This window comes from Blautia caecimuris (assembly GCF_024622975.1).
Lineage (GTDB): Bacteria > Bacillota > Clostridia > Lachnospirales > Lachnospiraceae > Blautia_A > Blautia_A caecimuris.
This window is the reverse complement of record NZ_JANJZT010000057.1, coordinates 1-10367: the sequence shown is the minus strand read 5'-3', so window position 1 is coordinate 10367 and position 10367 is coordinate 1. Positions and strand designations below refer to the sequence as shown.

Here is a 10367-nt window from a genome sequence, read left to right as displayed (position 1 = left end):
TGCTGATGACAGTATACAGGTCAATTCAGAGACAGGCAAGTAAATCAGTATTTTGATAATTTATGAGGTCAACAACACCTATCCTGAAAAGGAACGTATTGTATATCTGGAAGCTTCAACCGTTAATTTAGATAAGGCCGAAGTTTATCGTGGGGATGAAGTGTTTTCATTGACTGCAAAAGAATTTACGCTATTTGAAAAGTTATTTGAAAACTCCGGAAGGATTGTAACCACAGGTTCACTATGCGAAACTGTCTGTGGGGAATTCTGGCAGGGATATGAAAATACCCTTGTGACACATATACGCCACTTAAGGGAAAAGATCGAGGCCAATCCGTCAAAACCTGTTTCCCTTTTAACCGTAAAAGGATTAGGTTACCGGCTCCACATTAAGGGGGCGGAAAAATGAAACCAATTGACCGCTTCTTTCGCCACTATATATTATCAGTCATCGGAATACTGCTGCTGTTTTTTGTAATCAACATTGTATTAATAGGAATCCTTTTTCTTACTTCCTATCTGAATGGTGTTAAGGACTCCGTTTTTCCAATGGAACGGTTTTCAAATCTTATTGAACAAAAGAACGGGGCATTCGCAGTTGATCCGGAAGCAAATGACATCTTAGCACAGACGGATGCTTGGGCTATGCTGATTGACGATGAAGGTGCTGTCATTTGGGAAAGCGGTCTGCCAGAAGGACTTCCCCTTAAATACTCTGCATCTGAAATTGCGATGTTCAGCAGATGGTATCTGAAGGACTATCCCGTTAAAATCTGGAATCATCCAAATGGACTTTTAGTTGTGGGATTTCAGCCGGGCACAATCAGCCAATACTATATCTCGTTCAAAACCAGATATTTCTGGCCTGCTCTTTTCATCTGTCTGGCTGCATTGGTCATCAATATCGGTGTTATGATTTTCTTATTTTTACGTAATACCAGAAAAATCGAAACTGCAATGCGGCCAATCCTGGCTGGCATCCAAAAACTGTCACAGGGGGAAACATTTCACTTAGAGGAAAAAGGTAAACTTGCTGAAATCAATACAGGATTAAACCATGCCAGTGACTATCTGGCAAAAAAGGATAATACGCGTGCTGAATGGATTCGTGGAATATCTCATGATATCCGTACGCCACTTTCTATGATTTTAGGTTATTCCAGTGAAATAGAAGATAACCCTGACTTACCAGCAGCAACCAGAAGACAGGCTGAAATCATACGAAAACAAAGTGAAAAGCTCCGTACATTGGTTGCAGATCTAAATTTAACAACAAAATTGGAATACTCTATGCAGCCCTTCCGCATAAAGCCGCTTGATCCTCTTGAACTGATCCGGCAGGTGATAAGCGAATTTCTAAATAACGGACTTCCGGAGGGCTATGAATTAGAACTGTCTGGAACTGACACAGATATAAAAACTTTCCTATACGGCGACAATTTCCTGCTTAACCGGATGCTGCACAATCTAATACAAAACAGCATCACACACAATCCTGGTGGATGTCAGATAACCGTTTCTGTAAAAATGGACAACAGAATCTGTACGTTTTGTGTCGCAGACTCTGGGTGCGGAATCAAGGAATCATACCTGGCATTACTGAATAACGATACCAGTATTCCCAGTTCCCAGACGGAAACAGCCGAAGCAGAACACGGATTGGGGCTTAAAATCGTAAGACAGATTGTAAAAGTACATTATGGAGAAATCCAATTTTCAAACATTACACCTCATGGTCTGAAAACTGAAATTCACTTGCCTGATAAATTCAAAGGATAATTATAAAGCCCCAGAACAGCTTCAAATGCCGCCTGGGGCTTTTCATACGCTTTATTTCACCTCAAGTTTAGAGAGTTCTTGCTAATACTTTAACGGTTCTTTATAACTATTCCTCTCTTAGATCGCTGTAATTTCACAGTTATTAATTATCTCAACCAACCAGCGATATTAGTCGCCACGACAATACTGGCTACTATGCCAATTACCAGCGCATGTTTTTTCCATGTCAAACGTAGATATCCAACAAACTCACGTATTAAAGCATTTAGCGTAAAATACCATTTCGTTTTTGCCCCAAATCCAACACACTTTAACCCTTGCTGTTTTGCCAGAATTAATGCTCTGAACACATGATAAGCCGTTGTGACGATAACAATTTTAGGAGCCTCTTTATCCATCAATTTCCTTGAAAACAGTAAATTTTCTTCTGTTGATACAGATTTTTGTTCCATTATGATACGCTCTGCATCTACACCTTTACCTACTGCATATGCAGCCATAGCCACGCTCTCTGGAATATCCTCTCCAGGTCCCTGCCCACCGGACATAATCAATACAGCATTAGGATTGGAATACAGCAATTCCATTCCTCTTTCAATCCGGGCCGCAAGTAACGGTGTGACCTTCTTTCCAATGATTCCAGATCCCAGAACAACAATATAATCTGCATTTCTGTTCTTTTTCAGATGAATAAGGTTAAGAATTGCAGAAAGTGAATACATAGCCATCAATGATAATACATATACTGCCGAAAAACTGATGATAACATAGAGCATTGTACTTAATGTATTTTTTCTTAAATTGCCAATCATCGGCCAGACAGACAGGTAGACATATAACAAGATAGAGAACAGCATCGACAATAAATTTGACGGTTTCACTCCTTCATGTTTGATGACTTTTATTCCCTCGATGAAAAACATGACGATCAAAGCTGCCGGAAACATAAGCATACAGCCTATCGCCAAAACAAACAGGAGAATCAGTATTCCAATTACCACGTCATGTGCTGCCAGCCACCTGGAATATTCAGATAGAATAAAAAACAAGGAAATAGACAAACATATCATCATGAAGAAAAAAGAAACCCCGCTCCATAACGTTCTGGGTTCACGTGCCATTATTCCTGCAAATATACAAAATAATATGAAAAATATAAAAAATGTAAATTGCCACATAGATGCCTCCTATAAAAACGAACATTTTCTATACAAACTGAAAGACTTATATAATGACTTCAATGAGATTTACAGCTATTATCATTGTTAACATCTGTTTGGTCTTTCAGTTGCTATTCAATCCCGGACAGCAGAATTTTACCATAATCCATTGAATAATGCCACAGAATAGCCAAATTAGCGTTTTCCAGTTTATACTATATCCTCAAAACAGTTTATTATAAAAGAATTGACCCCATAATCAGACCTCAAACCCCACTGAACTCCAGATTCTCTGAGCGTCTGCAACCCGCAATGCCCTGGATCTCTTTCCAGAATGCCTCGTAGATTCGATCTTTCTCTAATCAGTCTCCCCTCCTGCAATCCTCTCCGCTTCCTCCAGCGGAAAGTTCGGTATCTCCTCCAGCAGTTTCAACGCTATCTCTTGCTTCAAATCCTCATCCACGTAACTCTTTACACTGCCGTCCGACTGCTTCTCTTCCACTGTGGCAAGCTCTGTCATATAATCATCGTAATATGCCATAATCTTTTCTGTTGCCCATTTCTCCCCGGCAACAGCTGCTTTGATAATTTCATAAGTCAATGAATTCTGCTGTTCTTCCATGCCTGTACCTCCAAGTTGATATACTGCTTACAGCATACCATATCTGTGCGAAAAAAGCACCCGCCAGTCTTTGCTGACAGATGCTCTCACTCCCCAAGTAGGTATTCATAATCTGCTTTTTCCTTGGGAACCACACGCTTTGGGATTTTGTCCATTTCTTCTTTATACGCCTGAAAAAATCCAACATCCATCAAAGTGTGCAGAAAATCCTTTCCCTTTGCCTTATCGCTTCTCTCCCGGAATTTTTCTCCATAGTCCTTTTCGTATACTTCATTTTCCATGTTTCGCACCCTTTCCTGTAGAACAATTTACCACTACGGGTAGGATGTTACCATAGATTTCTTATTATTCGTTGTCATGAAAGATAACTTTCTAGGTCTATATTGATAAGTTTTTCAAACGCATCATATGATGATAGTTTTATTTTACATTCCCATCAAAAAAAAGAAAAGCAACAAACATTTTGTCTGTTGCTCCCTCTATCAACCGGAAGTTGTCATTCTATAAGTTCCGATGACAAACCTTTCATCATATCATTGTATACTGAACTCCCATCAAGAATGGTTCCAAATGTATCAACCCAGAATGGTATATAGTCACATCTATTTGCTACCATCTGCGAACCAATATTCGTTATAGAAGCAGAATAGAATGGAATAATATTTCGTGTCAGTAATTCTTTGGTCAATCCCTTCACTAAATACGTTCCCAATCGGGCATTTCTATATTCTTCCATAATATCTATACCTCTTTCCCAAAAACTGATTAGCTGCTTGCGCTTTCATATCTGTGTACGCCATATGTCCAAAAAGACAAGGCAAAAAACGTAAAAATGCACACGATCGCCACCCCGAAAAGGAATCCTTTTGCCGACAATGCCCCTGTTACTGCCTGCGTTGGCAGCGTCGCAATGATTCCGTACGGCAATACACAGTAAAAAATAAACTTATAGATTCCATAAAAAGCGATCCCCGGTATTTTCAGACACAAATCCACAGCCGTATTCTCTATTTTCATCAGGTTATCTACATAGAACACAAAAAAGGCAAAGCACCGTATCAGAAGCTCCATATCGTAGTACAGTATGGTCATTAGCAAAACCAGAAACAAATATCCAATGATATTCGCATACGAAAGATTCACGCCGCTTTCTCTCACCCCATATCCAACGATACAGGCACTGAAGATCAGAAGCGGTATGGCGCCCGGATCTACTTTTTCAAAGGTGATCCGCAATAATGGATTCACTGGTTTGGTCAGATATAGATCCAATTCTCCTGTCTGTATTTTGTCTGGTAAGGATATTACCCCAAAAAAGCAAATGGTCATGTTCAGGGCATCAATCAGGGAAAATGTTCCAATAAAAATAAGGATTTCCCCATGCCCCCATCCACGGATACTGTCCACATGTCCGTAAATTGCCTCGAAAGCGAAAAGTTGAACCAGAAAATAACTGGTATTAATGAAAAACGGCGCAAAGAATCCCAACCGAAATGTCATGATATGGGATAATCTGAATTTGATCAGTTCTGATATAAATTTTAAATTATGTTTCATATTCCTGCTCCATCATATTTGATTCGATCATGTTCATAAGTTACCTGATTTAAAACAAGAAAGACCATGCACCACACACTTAAGACGATTAAGCCTGTGACTGCTTCCTCCTCACATTTCCCTATAAACAGCATACTGGGAAGATATGTGACATAATAGAAAGGCAGAAATTTCATGCCTGCTGTCATCCATTCCGGTAAAAGAGCAAGGGGAATCACCGCCCCGGTCACAAATGCGGAAAGGTTATCTTTTATCATGAGAAAGATGCTGATCTCCTCAAATTTCAAGGTCAAAATCCCAAGAAAGTAATTGAGCAGCGCCATAAACAACAGTCCTAAAACAACCATGATACTTCCGCATAACAGGATCTTTATATTGGCTGTATGCACAAATGGAATCCGGAACAAATAAAACCACAGAAACGTTGCTAAAAAACCAATGCCCGCAGAAAACGCAATCTTCCCTGCTTCCATCGCCACAAAATACCCCTGTGTCTGTACCGGTATCACCATATATTTTGAAAAGGTACCATTTCTCAGCATACCGGTCATCTGCCGGCTGATCTCCGCAGATTTTTCCAACTGGAATAAATAGGAGCTTATGATATAGTAAGAAATCATGGCCTGAAATCCCAAGCCCGCGATCTGCTCTTTACCCTCAAACAGAATACTCCATAAGATCCATGCAAACAGTATCTTCGCCACCGCCAGAATCACGTCTACTAAGGTATCCGACCTCCAGATCAGCTGTGCTTTCATGTATGCCTTGGCAATTTCTAAATATTTCTTCATGTCCTATACCTCCTTATAGATACGCTCCACGACTGAGCCTATTTCTTCTTCCTCAATTCCAATATCCCGGATCGGATAATGACCGATATAAGATTCCAGAACTTTTTCTGCGTTCTGTTTTGGTATTTCAAGTACCAGTTTGTCATTCGCTTTTTCCAATACTCTGCAATCATCCGGCACATCAGGCTCTACACTGTGTTCAAAGTATATCGTCATTTTCTTACTCTTTTGATAATTTTCAAATAACATATCCGTACCGCCGTCATATATTTTTCTGCCGTGATTCACGACTATGGAGCGTTTACACAATACCTTAATATCCTCCATATAATGCGAGGTAAGCAAAATGGTAGTTCCTCTTGACTCATTCACATCTTTTAAGAAAGTCCGGATCTGCTTACCTGCCACAGCATCCAGTCCAATGGTCGGTTCATCCAGAAACAATATTTTCGGATTATGAAGCAATGCAACGATCAGTTCCATCTTCATCCTTTCTCCCAACGATAGCGTTCTTACCTGTACATTCATCAGTTCCTGCACCTGAAACAGATCCACAAAAAAATCCTTGTTTCTTTTATACTCGTCTTCCGGGATACCGTATATTTCTTTAAACAGCCGCAACGTGTCCTCCGTTGTCAGTTCAAAAAACAGCTGGCTCTTTTGACCCATAACCACCGCATACTGCTGCTTAAATGCTTTTTCCAATTTATTCGGATAAAATCCCATCACCTGTATCCTGCCGCTTGTCGGCGCAATAATCCCGGTCAACATCTTCACCAGGGTCGTTTTACCCGCTCCGTTCGGCCCGATCAGGCCTACAAACTCACCCTCATTTACATGAATATCAAAATCATCTACCGCAATTTTTTCTTCATATTTCCTGTGAAACAGGCCCTTAATACTTCCGGCCAGACCCTCCTGCTTTTTATACCGCTTATACTTTTTCGTTAAATTCTCTGTCTCAATTATCTTCATCTTGAAAACCTCCAGTTTAAATATTCAATGAAAAAACATAAAAAAATGTGGTTTCTGCCTATCATTACATAGACTGAAACCACAGATGTATATATCTTAAGATGATGAAAAAAGCAAAACATCCCCATAAAAGGAAAGCAGCAATGACCTAAAAAATGCAGCCCATTTGCTCGCAGAAATAAAAAAGCATGACACCACAGTCATACTTTTCCCGCTTTCTTATCCATCATAATAAGACAATTATTCCCGGTGTATGCAGTATTCTGTAAGGCAGAAACAACCGGCATTCAATAATGCCAAAAAGGGTAACACAAATAAAGCACTCTATTCCGTGCTTACCCTCTTATAAAATTTAGTTGTCCTTTGTCATTACAGAAACAATTAACATCCACATACCTGCTCTTTCTTGAAATATGGTCTTATATTAGCTTATAACTTTGTCAATGTCAAGCATTTTAGCCTGGATACATATTTTTTATCCAGATTTGGAGAGGCGCTAATTTTTCCTCAATACAAAATAGGAATCATACTTTGTTCCATCATGCCCTATCAGCTTTTCCTCTGAGCGTATAAATCCTAAATTTTTCAACGCCACAATACGTTCTGCCGCAGAGGGAAGCGCTTTCGTAGCGATCTTATCACAATGAAACAGGCTATATGCAGGTTCCATTATCAATCTTAATATTTTTATAATCTCGCTTGTCATTTCATAATCACTGCGAATGTCCAGCCTGAGCAAACCGCAGTTTGTAAAATAATCATCGGCGTCTCTGTGGAAAAGCTCTATTGTTCCAATTGCTTCATCAGTTGCTTTTGACACAATTGTCCACCTCACAAATCCTTCTCTATTGTACTCGAAAAGCCAGTAATCAATCGCCTGTTCCATTCTGCTTTCCGTTGTATAATAGAAATCATCTCCGCCACAATTATCACTATTAAAAAAGGGGACAGCCCTTTTATCAGAATAAACCTTTAATAAATCCATTCTATCCTCTTGGCAAACCATTCTCACAAGATAGTCCTCATTCTCATATTCAGGACAATTTTTATAAACATCCACCATTCTGATCCTCCTCCGTAAATTTCGTCTTTTCATCTCTATCTATGGCAGCATCCTTAGTTCTGACTGGAAATACTGCTCCTGAAATTTTTCCAATTCTACAAGCTGGAAAAGCTAAAACTCATATCTTGTCCCATGTGAGAGTAACAGTCCATCTGTTAATTCTACACATAGAATTATCGTATTTTCATCATCAAAATTGTTATGTCCGTTATCAATCCATTCAGCAAAGACATTTTTCAGCAATCATACAATTCTCTTTTTTTCCAAAATAGCCCAAATTGCTGCCCTTTCCATGTGCCGTAAACCACTCACCAGCTATTGCAACAGCAGGATTGTTTTCTATATGTTTGATTTTATTTGAAAGTGCATATGTAATAATATAAAATGCACCGTTCTCATAGTAGGCATTTACATATCGCACATAAGGCACCTCCTTTTCAATGGTTGCCAACGCAATAACAGTGTCTTTTCCAAAACGTTCCATCATTATTTTTTTAGCTTCTCGGCTCATTTTTTTCATTAATTCGTTCTCCTTTGCAACTTTTCATTTAACTGTTTTGCAGCTTCGTTAAATCTTCAAAAGAAACATCCATTTTTACAGACACTTCATCTATGGTCATACCAGAAGCAAGGAAACGCTTTATAACCATTTTCATATTTTCTCCAACTTCTATGATATGTCCGTCCAAATCATAAAATCGAATGACACGTTGCCCCCAACTGTGTTCAATTACCTCACCCAAACACTCAATATTCGGATATTTTTTTAGTTTATGTAAGAAACTGTCAAAGTCCTGTTCCTCAAAACATAATTCCACATTGTTAGATTTTCTTAATATGCTTTCTTTTGGTAAATGAACAAGCCAGTCAAAGTCCTGCTGTAAAGCTAAACCGCAGGTAAAAGCTATATTTCTTCCATAATCCTGAAATACTTCCAATCCGAATAAATCCTCATAAAACTTTCTTGCAGCGTTGATGTCTGCTACCGATATAACCGTACAATTGTATTTCATGTAAGTTTTCCTTTCTTAGAGATTATTTTTTCTTCCGGAGCTTTAGTTCAATATTCTTTCGCTTTGCTGCGTTTTGAAACACCCCCGCAGCATAAGAACTTTTTTCTTTGAGTGTCAATCTTTCCAGTTCCGAATTACCCTTGATTTGCAAAAGTATCTCATTTATTTCCTGCAATTCCAAAAGATTGACCGCCACACAAAAAAGAGTCTTTTTCCTGCCATCGTTATAGTTGGCTAACAGTAAATTCAATAATTCTGTCTTTTCTGTCTGCTCCGCATTGTATGCTTCGATTCCTATCTCTCTTGCTTTTTTCAAATCAGCTTTTCGGTTACTGTGTGTAATGAATGAATCAAATTCATCTATATGCTCATACTTCTCACAGGGGTACTCTCTGCACCGAAAACAATATTCCACACCATCATGTTCTAAACTACACTTTGCAATTTTGCAGGATTGATTCCCCTCTCCGCCACCGCAGCCGGGACAATATTTATTTAAGTGCATAGGACATAATCCGCAGTTCAAACCACAAAGAGAAAATAGCTGATTGTCCCTATGGAAACCTTTCATACGCTGTACCTCAAATCTCAAATTTTAATCTGGCAGACTAAAAATCTACACAAATTGTTTTATTAAGTTCAACCATTCCTTATTCATATTCAATTCCCTCTCAAATTCGAAGTTAGCAAATAATTTCCTGACGTTCTCCCTGAATCCATACAATTTGCCCATCAGACAATTTTATCGAATCGTTATTAGTTATTTCCCCGCAAGGATTTCCTATTTCAACGTGTGGTATCAGCGGATTTGTTAAATAGCCTAATCCATCAGCAAAGTTTCCTGCGGCAATCATACTTCCTGCACTAATCCCCAGATATACCAACCCATTCTCTATTGCCTGTTTTAAAGGTTTTGAAAACCCTGTTCTGTTTACTTCGTTCAGAAGCACTGAGGCATTGCCACCGCAAAAAACAATTGTGTCATATTGAGAAAGTTCTTCAACATTCATTAATCGAATCTGTGTGGGTATATCATCAACATAACTTGAATATGTCCTTTTGTATCCGTCGGAGAGCAGAAGTGCTAAATCATATAAAAAGATATTACTTATAGGTATACCCATACTCATAAGTCGCTCCAAGCATATTACAATACCTTCTCTTGCGGCATCATTTTCAATTGCAGCAGATGGAACAAAAATCACTTTTGTATTTTGAGGTTCTTTGCCGATGCATTCCCAAAATAACTTAGTAGTACTTTCATTCAAACCACTTGAACTTAAAAAAAGTGTTCTCATTAACTTTCTCACCTCTGATTACATAAATTCCGATTGAACAAAATCGCTACGCGATGGCCTGCCAAGGCTGTGGCATAGCGATTTTCTGTTTTCTATAACAAAACAGTGG

General features: G+C 38.9%; 13 protein-coding genes and 1 pseudogene. 2 read left to right on the top strand and 12 right to left on the bottom strand.

The genetic code is table 11. The features are described 5' to 3' along the window. Nucleotides 1-52 precede the first annotated feature (52 nt). Both NSA57_RS18730 and NSA57_RS18725 read left to right on the top strand, forming a co-directional pair. Nucleotides 53-409, top strand: coding sequence for a winged helix-turn-helix domain-containing protein (locus NSA57_RS18730; RefSeq protein ID WP_257465761.1), 357 nt, complete (start codon nt 53-55; stop codon nt 407-409). Then, nucleotides 406-1779, top strand: coding sequence for a sensor histidine kinase (locus tag NSA57_RS18725; protein WP_257465760.1), 1374 nt, complete (start codon nt 406-408; stop codon nt 1777-1779). The genes NSA57_RS18730 and NSA57_RS18725 overlap by 4 nt, the downstream gene beginning before the upstream one ends. Before the next feature lie 146 nt (nt 1780-1925). Here NSA57_RS18725 and NSA57_RS18720 read toward each other — a convergent pair whose 3' ends face one another. The 12 genes and pseudogenes from NSA57_RS18720 to NSA57_RS18665 all read right to left on the bottom strand — a co-directional run bounded on the left by NSA57_RS18720 (nt 1926) and on the right by NSA57_RS18665 (nt 10258). Continuing rightward, entirely contained in the window at nt 1926-2957 is a 1032-nt protein-coding gene (locus tag NSA57_RS18720) for a YdcF family protein (RefSeq protein ID WP_162209484.1), read from the bottom strand. A 340-nt stretch (nt 2958-3297) separates the two neighbouring features. Further along, nucleotides 3298-3561 (bottom strand): helix-turn-helix domain-containing protein, encoded by a 264-nt coding sequence (locus NSA57_RS18715; protein WP_150837359.1) that lies wholly within the window; start codon nt 3559-3561, stop codon nt 3298-3300. 86 nt (nt 3562-3647) lie between these two features. Continuing rightward, complete coding sequence (locus NSA57_RS18710) at nt 3648-3842, bottom strand: hypothetical protein (protein WP_257465759.1); 195 nt, start codon at nt 3840-3842, stop codon at nt 3648-3650. A 215-nt stretch (nt 3843-4057) separates the two neighbouring features. Next, on the bottom strand, nt 4058-4297 hold the full coding sequence (locus NSA57_RS18705) for a hypothetical protein (RefSeq protein ID WP_174717647.1): 240 nt from the start codon (nt 4295-4297) through the stop codon (nt 4058-4060). Nucleotides 4298-4326: 29 nt separating this feature from the next. Beyond that, a complete protein-coding gene (locus tag NSA57_RS18700) occupies nt 4327-5118 on the bottom strand; it encodes an ABC-2 family transporter protein (RefSeq protein ID WP_115624797.1) in 792 nt (263 codons plus the stop codon). Beyond that, nucleotides 5115-5909: an ABC transporter permease gene (locus NSA57_RS18695; protein WP_162209486.1), complete on the bottom strand. Its 795-nt coding sequence runs from the start codon at nt 5907-5909 to the stop codon at nt 5115-5117. Before NSA57_RS18695 ends, NSA57_RS18700 begins: the two co-directional genes overlap by 4 nt. Before the next feature lie 3 nt (nt 5910-5912). Further along, nucleotides 5913-6884: an ABC transporter ATP-binding protein gene (locus NSA57_RS18690; protein ID WP_257465758.1), complete on the bottom strand. Its 972-nt coding sequence runs from the start codon at nt 6882-6884 to the stop codon at nt 5913-5915. 496 nt (nt 6885-7380) lie between these two features. Beyond that, nucleotides 7381-7947 carry a GNAT family N-acetyltransferase gene (locus tag NSA57_RS18685; RefSeq protein WP_150837362.1) on the bottom strand — a complete coding sequence of 189 codons (567 nt, stop codon included), beginning with the start codon at nt 7945-7947 and terminating at the stop codon, nt 7381-7383. Nucleotides 7948-8058: 111 nt separating this feature from the next. Next, nucleotides 8059-8467: pseudogene (locus NSA57_RS18680) on the bottom strand (pyridoxamine 5'-phosphate oxidase family protein). A gap of 28 nt (nt 8468-8495) precedes the next feature. Beyond that, nucleotides 8496-8960 carry a VOC family protein gene (locus NSA57_RS18675; protein WP_257465757.1) on the bottom strand — a complete coding sequence of 155 codons (465 nt, stop codon included), beginning with the start codon at nt 8958-8960 and terminating at the stop codon, nt 8496-8498. A 22-nt stretch (nt 8961-8982) separates the two neighbouring features. Then, nucleotides 8983-9531, bottom strand: coding sequence for a DUF3795 domain-containing protein (locus NSA57_RS19855; protein ID WP_162209488.1), 549 nt, complete (start codon nt 9529-9531; stop codon nt 8983-8985). Between the two features lie 112 nt (nt 9532-9643). Next, nucleotides 9644-10258: a Type 1 glutamine amidotransferase-like domain-containing protein gene (locus tag NSA57_RS18665; protein WP_257465756.1), complete on the bottom strand. Its 615-nt coding sequence runs from the start codon at nt 10256-10258 to the stop codon at nt 9644-9646. Nucleotides 10259-10367 lie beyond the last annotated feature (109 nt).

Bases quoted from the DNA above. Each gene is read 5' to 3' on its own strand.
- NSA57_RS18725 (WP_257465760.1), top strand. From the start codon at position 406: ATGAAACCAATTGACCGCTTCTTTCGCCACTATATATTATCAGTCATC.
- NSA57_RS18720 (WP_162209484.1), bottom strand. From the start codon at position 2,957: ATGTGGCAATTTACATTTTTTATATTTTTCATATTATTTTGTATATTT.
- NSA57_RS18715 (WP_150837359.1), bottom strand. From the start codon at position 3,561: ATGGAAGAACAGCAGAATTCATTGACTTATGAAATTATCAAAGCAGCT.
- NSA57_RS18710 (WP_257465759.1), bottom strand. From the start codon at position 3,842: ATGGAAAATGAAGTATACGAAAAGGACTATGGAGAAAAATTCCGGGAG.
- NSA57_RS18705 (WP_174717647.1), bottom strand. From the start codon at position 4,297: ATGGAAGAATATAGAAATGCCCGATTGGGAACGTATTTAGTGAAGGGA.
- NSA57_RS18700 (WP_115624797.1), bottom strand. From the start codon at position 5,118: ATGAAACATAATTTAAAATTTATATCAGAACTGATCAAATTCAGATTA.
- NSA57_RS18695 (WP_162209486.1), bottom strand. From the start codon at position 5,909: ATGAAGAAATATTTAGAAATTGCCAAGGCATACATGAAAGCACAGCTG.
- NSA57_RS18690 (WP_257465758.1), bottom strand. From the start codon at position 6,884: ATGAAGATAATTGAGACAGAGAATTTAACGAAAAAGTATAAGCGGTAT.
- NSA57_RS18685 (WP_150837362.1), bottom strand. From the start codon at position 7,947: ATGGTGGATGTTTATAAAAATTGTCCTGAATATGAGAATGAGGACTAT.
- NSA57_RS18675 (WP_257465757.1), bottom strand. From the start codon at position 8,960: ATGAAATACAATTGTACGGTTATATCGGTAGCAGACATCAACGCTGCA.
- NSA57_RS19855 (WP_162209488.1), bottom strand. From the start codon at position 9,531: ATGAAAGGTTTCCATAGGGACAATCAGCTATTTTCTCTTTGTGGTTTG.
- NSA57_RS18665 (WP_257465756.1), bottom strand. From the start codon at position 10,258: ATGAGAACACTTTTTTTAAGTTCAAGTGGTTTGAATGAAAGTACTACT.